Source organism: Kingella sp. (in: b-proteobacteria), from assembly GCF_030527935.1.
Taxonomy (GTDB): domain Bacteria; phylum Pseudomonadota; class Gammaproteobacteria; order Burkholderiales; family Neisseriaceae; genus Kingella_B.
On sequence record NZ_JAUMZV010000001.1, the window covers coordinates 40,182 to 58,457 of the forward strand.

Here is an 18,276-nt window from a genome sequence, read left to right on the forward strand (position 1 = left end):
ACGGTCTTTCAGTCTGCTTTTTTCATTGAAGTAAAGCAAATCGGGCATTATCCGTGCATCAATACCCAACCCACTCAACAAAAAGCAGCCTGAAACCCCATTCCCCCATTTTCAGGCTGCCTTGCAAGATCCTATAATTACGCCTTTATGCCAAACCATTTATCTGCGAAAGGAGTTTCATTATGTCCCACCCCCAATTTGATGTTGCCGTTATCGGCGCAGGCCCGTCAGGCTCGGTGGCTTCCGCGCTGCTGCACAAGCAAGGCTTTAAAGTATGCGTGCTGGAAAAACAGCATTTTCCGCGCTTCGTCATCGGCGAGAGCTTGCTGCCGTACTGCATGGAAATGCTGGAAGAAGCGGGCTTTGCCGATGCCGTACGCGCCGAAAAAGGCTTTCAGTTTAAAAACGGCGCGGCGTTCGCATGGGGCAGCCGCCGCACCGCGTTTGATTTCACCGACAAATTCACCGCCGGGCCGGGCACGGTGTTCCAAGTGCGCCGCGAAGTGTTTGACAAAATCCTGATAGACGAAGCCGCCAAACAGGGCGTTCAAGTGCGCTTCGGGCACGGCGTAACCGCGTTTGACAACAGCGGCGACACCGCGCGTTTGAACGTGGCAACCGACACAGGCGAACAATACGAACTCACCGCCCGCTTTGTTTTAGATGCCAGCGGCTACGGGCGCGTGCTGCCGCGCCTGCTGGACTTGGAAACCCCGTCCCACCTGCCCCCGCGCATGGCGCATTTCACCCGCATCACCGACAACATCGCCGCCGATGCGGATTTTGACCGCAACAAAATCCTGATTACCACCCACCCGCAGCACCGCGACGTGTGGTTTTGGACAATCCCATTCGGCGACAACACCTGCTCGCTCGGCGTGGTCGGCACGCCCGACAAACTCGCGGGCGAACCCGAAGCCGTGTTGAAAAAAATGGTTGCCGACTGCCCCAATCTCGTTGGATTGTTTCAACATTCCGAATGGGAAAACGGCTTCCCCTACCGCAGCATCCAAGGCTATTCCGCCAACGTCAAAGCCCTTTACGGCAAACATTTCGCACTCTTGGGCAACGCCGCCGAGTTTCTTGACCCCGTGTTCTCATCGGGCGTAACCATCGCGCTGCACTCCGCCAAACTCGCCGCCGACCTGCTCGCCCGACAGCTCAAAGGCGGCGCGGCAGACTGGCAGACCGAGTTCGCCGAACCGCTGATGGTGGGCGTAAACGCCTTCCGCACCTATGTGGACGGCTGGTACGACAACCGTTTCCAAAACGTGGTGTACGCCCCCAACCGCGCCCCCGAAATCAGCCGCATGATTTCCGCCATTCTCGCAGGCTATGCGTGGGATACGGAAAACCCGTTTGTCGCAAAATCGGAACAGCGGCTGAACACGCTGGCGGAGGTGGTGGGGGATTTAGCGTTTGAGTAAGCAGTAAAGAGTTTCAGGCTGCCTTTCATGTCATCTGAAAGGCAGCCTGAAAACGCATCAGCCCAATTATTTTGCCAGCGCACGGCTTGCAAGCAAGCCGTAGGAAACGCGAAGCAACCATTTCAGGCTGCCGCCATCCATTCCCGCGTTCAGGCAGCCTGAAACCCCCAACCCAAAGGAACCCCATGCGCCTTATCCCGATAACCGCAACCCTGCTCGCCCTTGCCGCCTGTACCACATTGCCACACCCGCAAACCCTGCCCGCGCTGCCGCAGCAGGCGCAATGGTTCAAATTGGAGCAGACCGATGCCGCAGGGCAAGCCGTGCAGACCAGCCTGTTGGCGGTGGAGCAGCTTTCAGACGGCATCCGCTTTGTGCAGACCGACGCGCTCGGCGCGCCCGTGTCGCGGCAGACCGTTACCCCGCGCGGCTGGAAAAACGACGGCTTTATCATGCCCAACGCCCGCTCGCGCCACCTGTTTGCCGCGCTTTTGCCGCTGATTGCCGCCGACCGCGCCGAAACGCTGTATCCCGATGTGCAACAGACGCAGCCTGAAACGTCGTCTGAAAGCCGCCAGACCTTCTGCCCCACAGGCAGCAGCGCACTATTCCGTTACCGCAACCGCGATTTGTGGTGCGTGGCGCACAGCGGCAGCCGCTTTGACATCTCGTTCCCCGACCAAACCCGCTGGACAGTCCAACCCATTGAAGAATAAACCATGAGCACCCCCGTTTACCTGACCCGCCCCGCCGTAACCAGCGCACTCGGCAGCGGACTGCAAACCCATATTGATGCGCTGCTCAATCCGAGTGCCGGCAGCCCGCTGACGTTTTCCGCGCAATGGGTGCGCGGCAAAAATTATGCGTTCGGTGTAGTCAATGAACCTTTACGCGGTTTTTCAGACGACCTCCCCGCCGAACACCGCAGCCGCAACAACCAATTACTCTGGCACGCCCTCGCGCAAATCGAGCCCGACATTCGCGCCGCCGTTGCCCGCTACGGTAGCCACCGCGTCGCCGTGGTCATCGGCACGTCCACCAGCGGCGCAGACGAAAATATCCCGCTGTTTGAACACGTCTCCCACGGCGGCGTCTGGGCGGACAAACCGTTTAACCAATTGCAGCACACCATGGGCGCGCCCGCCGAATTTGTCGCCGAAGTGTACGGCCTGCAAGGCTTGCGCTACACCGTCTCCACCGCCTGCACCTCGGGCGCGCGCGCCTTAATCAGCGCGGCGCGGCTGTTACGCGCCAACCTTGCCGATGCCGTGATTTGCGGTGGCGCAGACACCCTGTCGCCCTTAACCATCAACGGCTTCGCTTCGTTGGAAGTGTTGTCGGACGGCATCGCCAACCCCTTTTCCGCCCGCCGCAACGGCATCAACATCGGCGAAGCCGCCGCCGCATTCGTCATGACCCGCGATGCCGATTTCGGCGGCGCAATGCAGCTTCTCGGCTACGGCGCAAGCAGCGATGCCTACCATATGTCGTCCCCCCGCCCCGATGGCTTGGGCGCGGCACAAGCGTTTCAGGCTGCCTTCGACCACGCCCGACTCAGCCCGCAAGACATCGGCTGGATAAACCTGCACGGCACCGGCACGCGCCACAACGACAGCATGGAAAGCCGCGCCGTCGCCCAAGTGTTTGGCAGCCGAACGCCCTGCACCTCCACCAAACCGAGCACAGGACACACCCTCGGCGCAGCAGGCGCACTCGAAGCCGCATTCGCATGGGGCGTGGCAAGCCGCGAAACCAACCCGCAAGGCAAGCTCCCGCCGCAGCTCTGGGACGGCACCCCCGACCCCGAACTGCCCGCCATCGCCCTGACTGATGAAAACAGCGTATGGCAAAACGAACGGTGGATTGCGGCGAGTTCGTCGTTTGCATTCGGCGGGAGCAATGCGGTGTTGATTATCGGCGAGCCGTAAACGGCGTGAAAAAGGCAGCCTGAAAACGGGGGAATACGTTTTCAGGCTGCCTGTGTTATGACTGCTTCATCAAGATTGAGTACGCTCAAACCATTCCTGCTCCAACTCCCATTCCGCTAGCGCAATCAATTTATCCGTAACCCGCCTATCTAAGCCGAAATTTTCTTGAAACATCTGTTGCAGTTGCCGAGCAGCAATATCCCGCTCTTTGGCGTTTTGCAGCATCACCTTGATAAAACGAACCATTTTTTCAATCTTGTCGTCCGACACATGGTCTAAGGATTTTACTTCCCGCTTGCTACACATGGGCATTATTCCTTTTTAATGGCTTCACACTTTCAACACCAGCTTGCGGTAAATCCATTCCCCCGCAAACAGCAGCCCCATCAGGATATACGACACAATACCCGTGTAAACCGCCCACCAGTCGTAGTGTTGCCATAATGCCAACACGGCGGCGGTGATGCCGTTAAACACAAAAAAGCCGCACCAAATCTGCGTTACCCGCCGCGTGTGGCGCACGCCCTCGGGCGGCAGGTCGGGATGTTGCAGGCGGGCGAGGCGTTCAATCACGGTTTGCTTGGCAAACAGGCTGCCGCCGAACACGGCGAGCATCAGCGCGTTGACGGCAACAGGATACCAATACATCGAATCAGGCAGCCTGAAAACCAAAACGGCGGCGAAAAACGCGGCGAGCAACAGCGCAACCGCCCGCTGCCCCGCCGTTTGCGGCATGGCGGCGCGTATCAGCCACAGGACGCACATGGCGGCGGCGAGCCAGAAAAACGCGCCGTTTTCGCGCCCGTAGTACCACAAAAGCGGGTAGGCGAGACTGGCTAGGGTGAGCAGAATTTTGGCGGCGGTCATGGTGGGAATGGAAATGTTTAGGCAGCCTGAAAACGAGTGAAAGTTAGAACCTGTATTCACTATTTTCATAGGCAGATTTGATGACATAAAAGCGCGGATACAAGGCAAAAAGCGCAGCAAGGTTGGGCACCTTGCGCGCATTTTTAACGCGGTAGCCGCGTTTTTAGGGCATTAAAGATACCTATGAAAATCGTGAATACAGGTTCTTAAACACGTTTTCAGGCTGCCTTTGTGCCAATTAGCAACGACCTGCTGCTCTCAACAAATCATTGCATTGCCCTGTTCTACGCAATGCGGCTTTGGCTGCGTTGCCCGAACACAGCGCGTCCGAAGTCGTCGCACCTATCATGGTAACGGAGTTGGTTACATAGCATTGGGTGGCGCGTCCGCCCACGGTCGCAGTAAAGTGAATGGTTATGCCTTCATTTCTACGGTTGCTGATGGTTACTTTGTCGGGGCTCGTGCCCAAAGTAAACGCAGCGCGTTCGCGTAGCTTCGCATCGGAAACGGTAGCATTATTGACCCCCGAGCAAGCGGTTAAAGTAAGCGCAGCGGCTAGGGTGATGATGGATAAACGAATATTCATAAAATGCCTTTCTTTTGGCTGGTTAAAAAAACAAAATCAGTCGGTTTGCTGGCACAGCAGGCAGCCTGAAAACTGTCCGACACAATTTGCGCTTCACCGAAATTGTTTCGCCCATTTGGGTTTCGTTGAAGCCTTGGGTTTTCAGGCTGCCTAAACATTATTCAGCGTTCTGTGCCGCTGTCGGCAGCCTGAACTTTCAACACTGCCTGCACCACGTCGTTCACGGTGCGCACGTTGCGGAAGTCTTCGGCGTTGAGCTTACGGCCGGTTTCGCGTTTGATGCGGTCGATCAAATCAATCGCGTCGATGCTGTCGATTTCCAAGTCTTCGTAAAGATTGGTGTCGGGCTGGATGCGCTCGGGTTCGATTTCAAACAAATGAACCAGCGTGTCGGCAAGCAGGGTGCGGATTTCGGCTTCGCTTAGGATTTTTTGTTCGCTCATCACTGCTCCTTATGCCTGCGCCTGACGGCTTCTGACAAATTCCGCCAGCGTTTTGACGTTGGCGAAGTTGTCGCGCAGGTTGTCTTTTTCGCCGTCGAGCTGGAAGCCGAAGATTTTTTGCACCGCCAATCCCAGTTCCAGCGCGTCCACGGAATCCAGCCCCAAGCCGTCGTCGCCAAAGAGCGCGTCTTCGCTGCCGATGTCGTCGGGCGTGATGTCTTCCAGCGCGAGGCTGTCGATGATGAGTTGTTTGATTTGGTGTTCTAAGTCGTTCATGTGGTTTTCCTTGTGAAATAGTCTTGCAGGTATTCGTTGAGCCGTCTGGCGGCGATGGGTAAGGGTTTTTCGGCGAGCCAGTCTTGCGGGTTGATGTCGTCGCCGACGGTGATTTCGTAATGGATTTTGCGCGGCGGGATTTTGTACCACGGCTGCCCTTTTTTGAAGTTGGGCGGGTTCATTTTGATGACTACGGGCGTAATCACTTTTGCGCTGCGCAAGCCGATGGAAACCGCGCCACGGTGCATTTTGACCTGTCCGTCCCAGCCTGTGCGCGTGCCTTCGGGGAAAATCAGCAGGCTTTGTCCGCTTTGGAACACGGCTTCGATTTCTTCCAGCATTTCCATGCTTTCGTCGTTGGGAATATAGCCTGCGGCGCGGATTTGGCTGCTCATGCTGGGGTTGTGCACCAAGTCTTTTTTCACCAGCACATTCGGGTCGGGCGCGTGGCTGACGAGCAGCACCACATCTAATAAAGACGGGTGGTTGGCAAGAATCAACTGCCCGCCGCGCCCGAGTTTTTCTGCGCCGTGGAAGGTTACCGTCAACACGCCCGACCATTGCAGATAGCCGACAAAAAACCGCCACACGCGCCCTATCATGCGCCGGGCGGCAAGCTGGCGCGGCACATCGCCGTGCGTGGATTTGAGCGTGTAGGGCAGCAGGGCGATTTTGAACAGCACACCTGCCACGCCGAACAGGATAAAGCCCAGCAGCGTAGCAAAAAAGCGGCGGCAGTAATCCAAACGGTTCATGCGCGTTTTTCCCACAGCCAGCGGCGGTTTGCGTATTGCCGCGTGTGTTTCAGGCTGCCCGAAAGCAGAAAGCGTATCCAGTCCAACGCGCCGAAATAGTTTTCAGACGGCCTTTCGCTGTCGTCTGTTTGCAAAGTGAGGCGGAAATCGTCGCCGCGCTCGATGACCATCGCCAGCGCGTAGGCAAAGGGCGCGCGTTCGGCGGCAACGGCGTATTCGGTTTTCAAAGGGTCGTCCGCCACCACCAGCAACACGCGCTCGATGCCGTCTGAAAACAGCGACACGGCTTCTGCCAAAGCGGTTTCCAAACCGTCCGCGCCCGTTGCCAGCGCGGTGTTTTCCTGCATTTCGCCGCGCTGGATTGCCCACTGCCCCGCCAGCGCGTTGTGCACCGATAAGCCGAACGATGTCGGCGACACGGTGTGCGTTTTCAACAGCTCGGGCCACAATTCAAAGCTGCGGTTCGTCTCGCCGTCATGCGAAGCGTAAACCAAAGGGCAGCCTGAAAACCGCTCCGCCAAATCCCAAGCCGCTTCGCACACCAGCCGCGCCGCCGCGCCCAACCGCCGCCGCTGCATCGCAGGCAGAAATGCCAGCTCGGGTTTGTGTTCGGGCAGGTTTTCCGTTTTCAGGCTGCCTTGCGCCCAACCACGCCACTGTTCCGCCGTAGCAAGGCGGTTGGAAGCGGCGTGCCATGCGGCGATGTTGAAAGAGAAAGTGCAGATTGTGGAAATCATGGCTTGGCTCTGCGGCGGGAAAAGGCGTGCATTTTAACCGAAATTAACACCTTATGAAACTGCGGGCGCATTGGTATAATCCCGTTTTTTCAAACCACATCAAGCCGATATGCACCGCCTTACCTGCCCCATAGAACACCCTGCCTTTCTGCTGCCGCACAGCGGACACATGGTTTTAATCGACCGCGTAACCGAACACCGCGCCGATTTCGTGCGTGTAGAAGCCCATATCGGCAGCAAACACATTCTGTTGCAAAACGGCACGCTGCCCGCCACGATGGGCATGGAAATCATGGCGCAAGCAATCGGCGCGTTTGCCGGCATACAGGCGATTAGCGCAGGCGAAGAAGTGAAACTCGGTTTTCTGCTGGGCACGCGCAAACTCAATCTGTTTGCCGATTCTATCCCAGTCGGCACAACACTCGCCGCCACCGCCCACCTTTCCACCCAAGACCCCAGCGGCATGGGCGTGTTTGACTGCGAACTGCGCTGGACAGACGCGCCCGACGATGTGCGCGATACGCTGCCGCAAGACGGGCTGCTGGCGCAGGCGGCGTTGAATGTTTATAGTCCGAAAGATGCGCGGGCGGTTTGAATATTGGGTTTCAGGCTGCCTTTTTGATTTTCAGACGGCATCAGAGGCAGCCTGAAAAGCCGTCTGAAACCCATGAAACCCAGCGGGTAGGTCGGGCATTTATGCCCAACAAATCTCGGCAAATGTGAAAAACGTCGGGCATGAATGCCCGACCTACAAGTTTTCAGACGGCCTTAAAAGGCAGCCTGAAACCCCAATCCCTTTATCTTTGGAAACACTATGAACAAAACCATCCTAATCACAGGCTCAAACCGTGGCATCGGCAAAGCCGTCGCACTTGCCCTTGCCCAAGACGGCTTTGACATTGCCGTGCACTGCCGCAGCCGCCGAGACGAAGCGCAAGCGGTTGCCGCGCAAATCCGCGAAATCGGCAGACAAGCGCGTGTGTTGCAGTTTGACGTATCCGACCGCGCCGCCTGCCGCGACGTGTTAACCGCCGATGTGGAAGCGCACGGCGCGTATTACGGTGTGGTGCTGAACGCGGGTTTGACGCGCGATGCCGCCTTTCCTGCGTTTTCAGACGACGATTGGGACAGCGTTTTGCGTACCAATCTGGACGGTTTTTACAACGTGCTGCACCCCGTTATCATGCCGATGATACGCCGCCGCCAAGATGGGCGGATTGTATGCATGGCTTCGGTGTCGGGCATCACGGGCAATCGCGGGCAGGTCAATTACAGCGCGTCCAAAGCAGGCATTATCGGCGCGGCAAAGGCGTTGGCGGTGGAGTTGGCAAAACGAAAAATCACGGTGAACTGCGTTGCGCCGGGTTTGATTGACACGGAAATCGTGGATGAAAACGTGCCTGTGGACGAAATCTTAAAAGCCGTGCCTGCCGCGCGAATGGGTACGCCCGAAGAAGTCGCCCATGCGGTTCGTTTTCTGATGGACGAAAAAGCGGCGTATATCACGCGCCAAGTGATTGCGGTGAACGGAGGATTGTGCTGATGGAAACCAGACGCGTTGTGATAACAGGCATCGGCGGCCTTACCGCATTCGGGCGCGACTGGCAGAGCATTCAGGCTGCCTTTCGTGCCGAAAAAAACGCCGTGCAATACATGGACTGGCAGGCGCGTTTTCCCGAATTGGAAGCGCAACTGGGCGCGCCGCTGCCCGATTACGCGCCGCCTGCACATTGGACGCGCAAACAGCTCCGCAGCATGGGGCGCGTGTCGCAATTGTGCGTGGACGCGGCGGAACAGGCGTTAAGCGACGCAGGCTTGCTCGGCGACGACCGCATTAAAGACGGGCGTATGGGCGTAGCCTGCGGCTCATCGGTTGGCAGCACCAAAGACATCGGCGACATGGGCGCACTGCTGCTCACCGGCACATCGCGCAATTTTAACGCCAACACTTATGTGCGCATGATGCCGCACACCACTGCCGCCAATATCGGCATTTTTTTCGGATTAACAGGGCGGATTATTCCCACGTCCAGCGCGTGTTCATCAGGCAGCCAAGCCATCGGCTACGCCTACGAAGCCATCAAATACGGGCTGATTGACACCATGCTGGCAGGCGGCGGCGAAGAGTTCTGCCCTTCGGAAGTGTATGTGTTTGATTCGCTCTACGCCGCAAGCCGCCGCAACGGCGAACCCGAACGCACGCCGCGCCCGTATGATGCCGCCCGCGACGGCTTGGTCATCGGCGAAGGCGCGGGCATCATGGTGTTGGAATCGCTGGAACACGCGAGGGCGCGCGGCGCGAAAATCTACGCCGAAATCATCGGCTACGGCGCAAACAGCGATGGCAGCCACGTTACCCAGCCGCAAAAAGACACCATGCAGCAATGTATGGAACTTGCGCTCAAAGACGCAGGCATACGCGCCGAACAGGTCGGCTATGTGAGCGGACACGGCACGGCCACCGAAAAAGGCGACATCGCCGAAACGCTCGCCACCGAAGCCGTGTTCGGCTTTGTGCCGATGAGTTCGCAAAAAAGCTATCTCGGGCATACGCTGGGCGCGTGCGGCGCGCTGGAAGCATGGTTTGCCGTGGAAATGATGAACAGCGGCTGGTTCGCCCCCACCGTAAATCTGGACAACATCGACCCGCGCTGCGGCAAAGTGGACTACATCACAAGCGGCGGGCGCGAAATTGCAACGGATTATGTGGTCAGCAACAATTTTGCCTTCGGCGGCGTGAATACTTCGCTGGTGTTGAAACGGTGGCGGGGGAATAGCGGTTTCAGGCTGCCTTAAACCCAAAGGCAGCCTGAAAACAAGCAAAGCAGAATGGCGAAGCTAAAAATCAGAAATGCCATCATTCCCGCGCAGGTTAGAAATACCCTTATCGTTCTACAAAGATTTCAGGCTACCTAAACGCGGGAGCGTATGCCCAAGCAGCCTGAAAATGCTTCAAACCCATTTTCAGGCTGCCTAATCTTAGAACCTGTATTCACTATTTCCATAGGCAGATTTTATGAAATAAAAACGTGGCTGCCGCGTTAAAAATGCTCGCAAGGTGTCCAACCTTGCTGCGCTTTTTGCCTTGTATCCGCGCTTTTATTTCATAAAATCTGCCTATGGAAATAATGAATACAGGTTCTTAATCTTTTGCCAGGCCACGCCGCGCATCGCGGCGTACCCACGCGGAGAATATTTACCGCCGCTCCACTATTCCCGCCCGCGCCCCAAGCGTGCAACGCGCAACCCAACCATTGCCCCGCCACCAAAGGCAGCCTGAAACCTTTGCTCAGCCTGCAACCAATGGAGCGGCGGCGGCTCGCCGACATCTTGGTAAACCAGCAATGCTATGTTTAATAAGCCATTTGGCGGCGAGCCGCCGCTCCATTTTCGGTTTCAAGCTGCCTTTCAACACTCAGGCAGCCTGAAATCCACCCGCACCCCTTCCCCGCGCCAAACACACGCCACCACCAGCCCGCCCGTCAGCACCCGCTCCACGCCCTGCCAGCCGCTTTGCCCGTCCACGCGCCAGCCTGCCCTTTTGCCGCCGATGATTTCATAGCCCACGCGCGGCATATCGGCGGGAAAGTCCAAGCCCGCCGCTTTAATCAGGGCTTCTTTACTGCACCATAATCGGTAAAACGTTTCAGGCTGCCTTTCGCGCCCGCGCAAGTAGTTGCGCTCGGCGTCGTTGCCAATCCATGCGCTTACCGCGGCGAAATCGCGCGGTTTCATGGTTTCTATGTCCACGCCCGCCGCGATGGGTTCGCTGGCGCATAGCACCACCGCGTTGCCCGCGCTGTGGCTGAGCGACACGATGGGCAGCGTTGCCCGCTGTTTTAACGCGCGGCTCACTCGCCAATCCAGCCGTATTTCCAGTTGCGGCGATTGCGCCACGCGGCGGGCATCGGCGGGGCTGAGCAAGGCGCGATTGTATTCGTGGGCGATTTGGGGCGTGCCGATTAGGCAAATCAAGTCGGTCATCGTGTTAAGGCGTGCGCCAATAGGCAGCCTGAAACCTTTGCAAAACCTAAGTAGGTCGGGCATTGATTGCAGCCTAAAAACGGTTTACAAAAAACCACCGTCAAGCGGTGGTTGCGCGGTTTAGTGGTAGCTGCCTTTGAGCACAACGTAGCTGTGGAATGTGCCCACGTGGCATTCGTATTCGCTGCCACCTTTGGTTTGGCGGTCGTAAAAGCTCACAAGACGCACACCGTGTTTGCGGTGGCGGGCAGCGGTGGATTGGAAGCGTCTAACGGCGTTTAAGAACGCACGTTGGCAGGTTGCGTCCACCGATTTGCCTGTGGCGTTGGCACTTTGGCGCGACACATTGGTTGCACCGCTGGTACTGCCGTAGGACACGCGAATGCTGGGGTCTAGCACTTCGTGGGCTTCGGCGGAGTTGAGCACGGCAGAAGCCTTGCACATATAGGCATCGTTTTTGCCTTTGCCCACCGCAGAGCCAATGCTGCGGCAAATGGTGCCACCGCTAGGTTGCGTGGCGGCGCGATGTTCAACTTGCGGCGCGGGGCGGCTGGGTTCGGGCTCGGCGGGGGCAGCAGGTTCGCCTTTGGACGCGCAAGCAGACAGGGCAACCACGGCAGAGAGCAGCAAAACGCGGGAAATACGGACAGTCATCATCGTCTCCTAATAAATGTTAATGTTGGTAAAAGAATAGATTTTAGCGTATCTGTTTGTATCTGTATATCAATTCATCTTGCGCCATAGATTTAAGAACCTGTATTCACTATTTTCATAGGCAGATTTGATGACATAAAAGCGCGGATACAAGGCAAAAAGCGCAGCAAGGTTGGATACCTTGCGCGCATTTTTAACGCGGTAGCCGCGTTTTTAGGGCATGAAAGATGCCTATGAAAATAGTGAATGCAGGTTCTAAGTTTGCCTTTATTTACCGAACGCCCTACAATTTTCGCCCGCTGCCGCTTCTTGCCTATAAAGGCAGCCTGAAATCCCTTCCCCCAATCATTCCAAGCCACTACCCATGCACCCGCTCACCCAAATCCTATCCCCTGCCCTGCCGCCCACCGACCTAATCGCCGCCCAGCCCAACTGGACGCGCGCCGATTTCAACCGCGCCGTTTTCCAGCTTTCAGGCAGCTTGAAAACGCACAACGTGCAAGCCGCCGCGCTGTGGTTTGACGATGCCGCGCTGTTTGCCTGCGCCGTGCTGGCAGCGTGGCACGCGGGCGCACGGGTGTTGCTGCTGCCAAACACCGCGCAGGAAAACATCGCATGGGGCGAAACGGCAGACGTATTCCTAACCGATAATCTCGTCCACCCGCAAGCATGGCATCTGCCCACCCTGCTCGCGCCAAGGCAGCCTGAAAACGCTGGGCTGCCTGAAAACTGGGCAATCCCCGCCGACGCCCAAGCCCATTTGAAAACATCGGGTTCAAGCGGCAACGCGCAAATCATCGTCAAAACCGCCGCGCAAATGCAAGCCGAAGCCCTTGCCCTTGCCGCCGCCCTGCCCTTTAACCACGCAGGCGCAACCGCAGTTGGCAGCGTGTCGCCGCAGCATTTATACGGCTTCACCTTCCGCTTCGCCCTATCGCTCACGCTCGGCTGGGTTATCGCCCGCGCCCAAGCCAGCTACCCCGAGCATCTGCTCGCCGCCACCCACGGCAAAACCGTGTGGATTGCCAGCCCCGCCGTGCTCAATCGCTTAGAAAACGGGCGCGACTGGGCAGCCGCAGCAGCGAACATTGCAGGCATTATTTCATCGGGCGGCGCATTGCCCGAAGCCACCGCCGCCCAACTCGCCGCCCACGCCAGCCGCCCCTACGAAATCTACGGCAGCACCGAAACAGGCATCATCGCTTCGCGGCGCGGCGGCGAAGTGTGGCAGCCGTTTAGCGGCGTATCGTTCGGGCAAGATGCAGACGGCGCATTGTGGGCGCAATCGCCGTGGGCAACGCGCGTGCAAACGGCAGATTTGATTGAACCGCAAGCGGGCGGATTTCTGCTACTGGGGCGCAAAGACCGCATCATCAAGCTGGAAGACAAGCGCGTCTCGCTCACGCAACTGGAACACAGCCTGCTGCAACACGAATGGCTGGCAGACGCGCATTGCGCCCTGCACCACCGCCGCGTGGCAGCGTGGGCAGCGTTAAACGAAGCGGGCATCGTCGCGCTGCGCGAACAGGGGCGCGCCGCCGTTGCCGATGCGCTCAAACGCCACCTTGCCGCCACGCAAGACAAAACCGCGCTGCCGCGCTACTGGCGTTTTGCCGCCGCCCTGCCGCGCAACGCGCAAGCCAAAATCGCCGCCGCCGATTTTCAGGCTGCCTTTACCACGCCGCAAACCGCACCGCAATGGCAAGAAACCGCGCCAAATGTGTTTACAGGGCGCGTGCCGTTGGATTTGGTGTATTTTGGCGGGCATTTCGCTACGTTTCCGCTGGTGCCGGGGGTGGTGGAACTGCAATGGGTGCGCGATTTGGCGGCGCGGTTTGACTGGGGCAGGCAAAGTGTTGCGCGCGTGGAAGCGTTGAAGTATCAGCAGTTTGTGCGCCCGCATGATGAGATTGTGCTGACGTTGCACCATGATGCGGCGAAAAATAAGCTGGCGTTTACCATCACGAGCAACGGCAATGCCTGCGCTTCGGGGCGGCTGGTGTTTCAGGCTGCCTGATTGGATTGCGCGGATTGTTTGGGCGCGGGCAGGATGAATAGGCAGCCTGAAAACGTATCCTGCGTGCTTTATCATGCGATGCTGTTTCAGGCTGCCTGAAACCTGAATAGAGTGGCAACGGCCCATCGCCCAATAACGCAGCAGATAGGGCTTTACTGATTAGCAAGATGTCGGCGAGCCGCCAACACTCCATTGGTAGCAGATTAGGCAACGGTTTCAGGCTGCCTGAAACGCCCCCCGCGCCCCCTACGGCTTGCTTGCAAGCCGTGTCCTAGCCAAACAACCATTTCAGGCTGCCTTACCCCCACACCCCCCAACCCCAAAAAGGACCCACCCATGAACCTATCCCCCCATCTCGCCGACCGCTACACCCAAGAACACCAAACCGCCAACCAAGCGCAACGCTTGGCGCAGGAAATCGCCTTTGCGCCGATTGTGTTTCAAGTGTCGCGGCTGATGCTCAAATACGGCATTTTGGCGCAGCTTAGCCACGCGCATCACGGCTTAACCCGCGCCCAAATCGCGCAGGCGGCAAACATCAGCGATTACGCCGCGCAAGTGCTGCTGGAAGCGTCGCTGTCTATCGGCACGGTGCTCATGCGCGATGACCGCTTTTTTATCAGCAAAGCAGGCTGGTTTTTGCTCAACGACAAAATGGCGCGGGTGAACTTGGATTTTGTGCAAGAAATTTGCTATCAAGGTATGTTTGATTTAGATGCCACGCTGCAATCGGGCAAACCCGAAGGGCTTAAAGTGTTTGGCGATTGGGCGACCATTTACGAAGGCTTGTCATCGCTGCCGTCCGCCTCGCAGGAAAAATGGCTGGCATTTGACCACCATTATTCCGACAGCGCGTTTCAGGCTGCCTTAAACATCGTCTTCGCCCAGCCCGTGCAACGGCTGCTAGACGTGGGCGGCAACACAGGGCGATGGGCGTTGCAATGCGTGGCGCACAACCCCGATGTGCACATCACCATTATGGATTTGCCCCAGCAGCTCGCCTTGATGCGCGAAGCCGTGCGCGGCAAAACGGGCGCAGAGCGCATTCACGCCCACCCTGCCAATCTGCTAGACGACCAAGCTCCCTTCCCCGCAGGCTTTGATGCCATTTGGATGAGCCAATTTTTAGATTGCTTTTCCAACGAGCAAGCCACCCGCATTCTGCGCCGCGCCGCCCAAGCCATGAGCGAGCACGCCAGCTTGTTTATTTTAGAACCGCTGTGGGACAGACAACGCTACGAAACCGCCGCCTATTGCCTAACGCTCACCAGCGTCTATTTCACCGCCATGGCAAACGGCAACAGCAAAATTTTCCATTCCGAAGACCTGCTGCGCTGTATAGAACAAGCAGGCTTGGCGGTTGCCGAGATTACAGACGGCATCGGCTTGGGACACAGCATGCTGCGCTGCGTGAAAGCCAAACCATGAAAACACTCGCCCTCATCCCGCACTACAACCACCCCACCACAGTGGGCAGCGTAGCCCACACCCTGCGCGGCTTTGGCTTAGACGTGTTGATTGTGGACGACGGCTCGCGCCCAGACTGCCGCCCCCTGCTGCAAGGTTTGCGCGGCGATGGCATACACGTTCTCTTCCGCCCGCGCAACGGCGGCAAAGGCGCGGCGGTGAAAACAGGGCTGCAATACGCCGCCATCGGTGGCTACACCCATGTGTTGCAAGTAGATGCCGATGGGCAACACCATCTTGCCGACACGCCCCAATTCATCGCCGCCGCGCAAAGGCAGCCTGAAAACGTTATCTGCGGCGAACCGCAATACGGCGATGACGCGCCCAAAGCGCGGCTTTACGGACGCAAAATCACCGACTTCTGGAATATGCTGCACACCGCATCGCGCGACATCAAAGACGGCATGTGCGGCTTTCGGCTTTATCCACTCGCCCCCACCATCGCCATCGTGCGCGAAGAACCGCTGGGCGACCGCATGGATTTTGACACCGAAATCCTTGTGCGCCTGTATTGGCGCGGCATCAAGCCCGTGTGGATTCCCACCCCCGTGCGCTACGCCCAAGACGGCGTGTCGCATTTTCGCGCCCTAGCCGACAATCTGCTCATCAGCAAAATGCACGCGCGGCTATGCTGCACCATGCTGTGGCGGCGCATCACAGGCAGCCTGAAACCATGAAACCGCTGCAACACAACCATTGGGCCGCCCAGCCCGAACGCGGCAACCGCCTATTTCTCGCGCTCACCACGCTAATGGTGCGCCACCTGCCCGCATGGCTGCTCAACCCCAGCATCGCACTCATCGTGTGCTATTTCTACGCCACCGCCCCCCGCGCTCGCCGCCATATCCGCCGCTATCAAGCCCGCCTACGCGCCGCCTATCCCGCCGCAAAACTCCCCCGCATGGCCGCCTTTCGCCAATTCACCGCCTTTGGCGCAGCCATTTGCGACCGCTTTGCCGTGTGGCAGCGCAAAATCCGCTACAAAGACTTAATCATCGAAGACCCCGACAACGTGTACGCTCTCGTGCAACAGCGCGGGCGCGGGCAAATTTTCGCCTGCTCACACATCGGCAACACCGAAGTCTGCCGCGCCTTGGTGTCGCACAACCAAGGCTTCAAACTCAACGTACTCGTGCACAGCCAACACGCCCAAGCCTTTAACGAAGCCCTGCACAAAGCAGGCGCAGCGCGGATTCAGCTTATCCAAGTAACCGATTTAGATGCCGCCCTGATGCTGGAACTCAACCGCCGCATAGACGCAGGCGAATGGCTCGCCATCGCCGCCGACCGCGTGCCCGTGCGCGGCGAAAAAACCGTTGCCGTCCATTTCTTAGGGCACACCGCCGAGCTGCCACAAGGCGCATGGCTACTCGCCGCCCTGCTCAAAACCCAAATCAACACCCTGTTTTGCATCAAACAAAACGGACGCTATCATTTAAAATTGCGCCGCTTCGCCGATACCGCCAGCTGGACGCGCAGCAACCGCCCCGTCCAAGTCGCCGCCACCGCGCAACAATTTGCCGACATCATGGCGCAAGAATGTGCCACCAACCCGCTGCAATGGTTTAATTTTTATGATTTTTGGGGCGATGAAGCAGGCTGCATAGCGAAGCAGAGTGGCGAAGCTAAAACAAGGCAGCCTGAAAACGTTGCAAACCCAAAATGAAACAAGAAATCGCTAAATTGCCGTCATTCCCGCGCAGGCGGGAATCTTGGTTAAACTTCAACAACAGATTGTTTTAATTAAATTTCCAAATATCAAACAAGATTCCCGCCTGCGCGGGAATGACGGCATTTCTTAATTTTCAGGCTGCCTTAACAGTCTTTGCACCATTCCCAAATCAGAAAGCACCCCATGAAAAAACACATCTACTGCCACCACAGCCACGAGCTAGAAATCCCCTTTTTTGACGTAGATGCCATGCACATCGTCTGGCATGGCAACTATGTCAAATACCTAGAAGTCGCCCGCTGCGCCTTTCTCGCCAGCATCGGCTACGACTACAACGAAATGGCACGCCAAGGCTACGGCTGGCCCATCGTCAAAATGGATTTCAAATACATACGCCCCGCCCAGTTCGGGCAACACATTCGCATAGACATGGACATCGTAGAAATTGAAAGCTGCCTACGCATAGACTACACCCTGCGCGATGTCGCCACAGGCGAAAAACTCACCCGCGCCAGCACCACCCAAGCCGCCGTTGCCATCGCCACAAGCGAAATGCAATTCCAAACCCCCGCCAGCTGGCTTGCCGCCGTGTGCCAACACCCCACGTTTCAGGCAGCCTGAAACGTGGAAAATTGTGTCTTCAACCTTGCGCGTTGCGCTGCGGTATCTCCCTTTGGCGTTGCATAAGTTCACATAGCTAAATCAAAGATTTAGATGCTTACTTATACCCAAATCAAAGATTTGGACAAAGGGGCAAGGCTGCCTTACCCCATTATTCAACAAGGAAACCCCACATGAAAAAATACCTTCTCGCCCTAGTCATTGCCCTAACTACCCCCGTCCTATGGGCATTCTCCCTTGCCGACTTAACGCAAACCCTGCAAAAGCCCGCCAACGTGCAAGGCGCGTTTACCCAGCAGCGTTATCTCAAATCGCTTACCAAGCCCATGACCACCAGCGGCGCGTTCACCCTTGTGCCGAAAAAAGGGCTGCTCTGGCAAATGCAAAAACCATTTGACACCACCCTGCGCGTGCGCGCCGACGGCATCATGCAATGGACAGGCAGCGCGTGGACGAACCCCAACGCCAACAAGCTCGGGCAAAATCGCCAAATCCAGCTTTTTCTGGACTTGCTCGGCGGCAACACGCAAGGGCTGGAAAAACAATTTAACCTAAGCCTAAGCGGCACCGCGCAACAATGGACGCTGCAACTCACCCCCAAAACCGCCATCACGCGCCAAATTTTCACCCGCATAGACATCAGCGGCGACAGTGTTGTCCGCAAAATTGAGCTGCACGAAAAACAAGGCGACCGCACCGTGATGCAATTTAGCCAAATCCAAACCAGCAAACCGCTGGGCGAATTTGCCAAAAGCGCGTTGTAAGAACCCAAAGGCAGCCTGAAAACCCTTTTCCCTTTTTCAGGCTGCCTTTTAACGTTTTTTTATTCCCAGAGCAGGCGT

At 57.4% G+C, this 18,276-nt stretch carries 23 protein-coding genes; 14 read left to right on the forward strand and 9 right to left on the reverse strand.

Annotation, left to right across the window (positions count from 1 at the left end; translation table 11 throughout):
• Positions 1 to 182: 182 nt before the first annotated feature.
• From Q4A85_RS00230 to Q4A85_RS00245, 4 genes are read left to right on the forward strand one after another with little or no spacing between them, the layout of a single operon-like run.
• Positions 183 to 1,427 (forward strand): NAD(P)/FAD-dependent oxidoreductase, encoded by a 1,245-nt coding sequence (locus Q4A85_RS00230; protein ID WP_303106926.1) that lies wholly within the window; start codon positions 183 to 185, stop codon positions 1,425 to 1,427.
• Positions 1,428 to 1,454: 27 nt separating this feature from the next.
• A complete protein-coding gene (locus tag Q4A85_RS00235; RefSeq protein ID WP_303106928.1) occupies positions 1,455 to 1,589 on the forward strand; it encodes a hypothetical protein in 135 nt (44 codons plus the stop codon).
• A 23-nt stretch (positions 1,590 to 1,612) separates the two neighbouring features.
• On the forward strand, positions 1,613 to 2,143 hold the full coding sequence (locus tag Q4A85_RS00240) for a hypothetical protein (RefSeq protein ID WP_303106930.1): 531 nt from the start codon (positions 1,613 to 1,615) through the stop codon (positions 2,141 to 2,143).
• A 3-nt stretch (positions 2,144 to 2,146) separates the two neighbouring features.
• A complete protein-coding gene (locus Q4A85_RS00245; protein WP_303106931.1) occupies positions 2,147 to 3,355 on the forward strand; it encodes a beta-ketoacyl-ACP synthase in 1,209 nt (402 codons plus the stop codon).
• Positions 3,356 to 3,424: 69 nt separating this feature from the next.
• Here the strand turns inward: Q4A85_RS00245 and Q4A85_RS00250 are convergent, their stop codons facing one another.
• The 7 genes from Q4A85_RS00250 to Q4A85_RS00280 form a co-directional block, all read right to left on the reverse strand.
• Positions 3,425 to 3,661 carry a hypothetical protein gene (locus tag Q4A85_RS00250; RefSeq protein WP_303106933.1) on the reverse strand — a complete coding sequence of 79 codons (237 nt, stop codon included), beginning with the start codon at positions 3,659 to 3,661 and terminating at the stop codon, positions 3,425 to 3,427.
• A gap of 24 nt (positions 3,662 to 3,685) precedes the next feature.
• Positions 3,686 to 4,222, reverse strand: coding sequence for a hypothetical protein (locus tag Q4A85_RS00255; RefSeq protein ID WP_303107096.1), 537 nt, complete (start codon positions 4,220 to 4,222; stop codon positions 3,686 to 3,688).
• A gap of 238 nt (positions 4,223 to 4,460) precedes the next feature.
• Positions 4,461 to 4,808, reverse strand: coding sequence for a hypothetical protein (locus Q4A85_RS00260; RefSeq protein WP_303106934.1), 348 nt, complete (start codon positions 4,806 to 4,808; stop codon positions 4,461 to 4,463).
• Between the two features lie 161 nt (positions 4,809 to 4,969).
• A complete protein-coding gene (locus Q4A85_RS00265) occupies positions 4,970 to 5,251 on the reverse strand; it encodes an acyl carrier protein (RefSeq protein ID WP_303106935.1) in 282 nt (93 codons plus the stop codon).
• Positions 5,252 to 5,260: 9 nt separating this feature from the next.
• Positions 5,261 to 5,527: a phosphopantetheine-binding protein gene (locus Q4A85_RS00270; RefSeq protein ID WP_303106936.1), complete on the reverse strand. Its 267-nt coding sequence runs from the start codon at positions 5,525 to 5,527 to the stop codon at positions 5,261 to 5,263.
• The gene (locus tag Q4A85_RS00275; RefSeq protein ID WP_303106937.1) at positions 5,524 to 6,282 is read right to left on the reverse strand and encodes a 1-acyl-sn-glycerol-3-phosphate acyltransferase; all 759 of its coding nucleotides are present in this window, start codon (positions 6,280 to 6,282) and stop codon (positions 5,524 to 5,526) included. Before Q4A85_RS00275 ends, Q4A85_RS00270 begins: the two co-directional genes overlap by 4 nt.
• Complete coding sequence (locus Q4A85_RS00280; RefSeq protein ID WP_303106938.1) at positions 6,279 to 7,019, reverse strand: beta-ketoacyl synthase chain length factor; 741 nt, start codon at positions 7,017 to 7,019, stop codon at positions 6,279 to 6,281. Before Q4A85_RS00280 ends, Q4A85_RS00275 begins: the two co-directional genes overlap by 4 nt.
• Before the next feature lie 109 nt (positions 7,020 to 7,128).
• Between Q4A85_RS00280 and Q4A85_RS00285 the strand changes: the two genes are divergently transcribed.
• The 4 genes from Q4A85_RS00285 to Q4A85_RS00300 all read left to right on the forward strand — a co-directional run bounded on the left by Q4A85_RS00285 (position 7,129) and on the right by Q4A85_RS00300 (position 10,376).
• Entirely contained in the window at positions 7,129 to 7,614 is a 486-nt protein-coding gene (locus Q4A85_RS00285) for a thioester dehydrase (protein ID WP_303106939.1), read from the forward strand.
• Positions 7,615 to 7,833: 219 nt separating this feature from the next.
• A complete protein-coding gene (gene fabG, locus Q4A85_RS00290) occupies positions 7,834 to 8,562 on the forward strand; it encodes a 3-oxoacyl-ACP reductase FabG (protein ID WP_303106941.1) in 729 nt (242 codons plus the stop codon).
• Complete coding sequence (locus Q4A85_RS00295; protein WP_303106942.1) at positions 8,562 to 9,815, forward strand: beta-ketoacyl-ACP synthase; 1,254 nt, start codon at positions 8,562 to 8,564, stop codon at positions 9,813 to 9,815. Before fabG ends, Q4A85_RS00295 begins: the two co-directional genes overlap by 1 nt.
• A 354-nt stretch (positions 9,816 to 10,169) precedes the next feature.
• Positions 10,170 to 10,376 (forward strand): hypothetical protein, encoded by a 207-nt coding sequence (locus Q4A85_RS00300; RefSeq protein ID WP_303106943.1) that lies wholly within the window; start codon positions 10,170 to 10,172, stop codon positions 10,374 to 10,376.
• A 51-nt stretch (positions 10,377 to 10,427) separates the two neighbouring features.
• On the opposite strand, the gene Q4A85_RS00305 is transcribed toward Q4A85_RS00300, so the two are convergent.
• Positions 10,428 to 11,066 (reverse strand): 4'-phosphopantetheinyl transferase superfamily protein, encoded by a 639-nt coding sequence (locus Q4A85_RS00305; RefSeq protein ID WP_303106944.1) that lies wholly within the window; start codon positions 11,064 to 11,066, stop codon positions 10,428 to 10,430.
• Between the two features lie 57 nt (positions 11,067 to 11,123).
• Complete coding sequence (locus Q4A85_RS00310; protein ID WP_303106945.1) at positions 11,124 to 11,657, reverse strand: hypothetical protein; 534 nt, start codon at positions 11,655 to 11,657, stop codon at positions 11,124 to 11,126.
• A 364-nt stretch (positions 11,658 to 12,021) separates the two neighbouring features.
• Here Q4A85_RS00310 and Q4A85_RS00315 point away from each other — a divergent pair, with 364 nt between their 5' ends.
• The 6 genes from Q4A85_RS00315 (at position 12,022) to Q4A85_RS00340 (ending at position 18,198) form a co-directional block, all read left to right on the forward strand.
• Positions 12,022 to 13,674: an AMP-binding protein gene (locus tag Q4A85_RS00315; protein WP_303106946.1), complete on the forward strand. Its 1,653-nt coding sequence runs from the start codon at positions 12,022 to 12,024 to the stop codon at positions 13,672 to 13,674.
• 336 nt (positions 13,675 to 14,010) lie between these two features.
• A complete protein-coding gene (locus Q4A85_RS00320) occupies positions 14,011 to 15,102 on the forward strand; it encodes a methyltransferase (protein WP_303106947.1) in 1,092 nt (363 codons plus the stop codon).
• Positions 15,099 to 15,818: a glycosyltransferase family 2 protein gene (locus Q4A85_RS00325; protein ID WP_303106949.1), complete on the forward strand. Its 720-nt coding sequence runs from the start codon at positions 15,099 to 15,101 to the stop codon at positions 15,816 to 15,818. Before Q4A85_RS00320 ends, Q4A85_RS00325 begins: the two co-directional genes overlap by 4 nt.
• Positions 15,815 to 16,807 (forward strand): glycosyl transferase family 2, encoded by a 993-nt coding sequence (locus Q4A85_RS00330; RefSeq protein ID WP_303107098.1) that lies wholly within the window; start codon positions 15,815 to 15,817, stop codon positions 16,805 to 16,807. The genes Q4A85_RS00325 and Q4A85_RS00330 overlap by 4 nt, the downstream gene beginning before the upstream one ends.
• 189 nt (positions 16,808 to 16,996) lie before the next feature.
• A complete protein-coding gene (locus tag Q4A85_RS00335; RefSeq protein WP_303106951.1) occupies positions 16,997 to 17,434 on the forward strand; it encodes a thioesterase family protein in 438 nt (145 codons plus the stop codon).
• 173 nt (positions 17,435 to 17,607) lie between these two features.
• Complete coding sequence (locus Q4A85_RS00340; RefSeq protein WP_303106952.1) at positions 17,608 to 18,198, forward strand: outer membrane lipoprotein carrier protein LolA; 591 nt, start codon at positions 17,608 to 17,610, stop codon at positions 18,196 to 18,198.
• Positions 18,199 to 18,276: the final 78 nt, after the last annotated feature.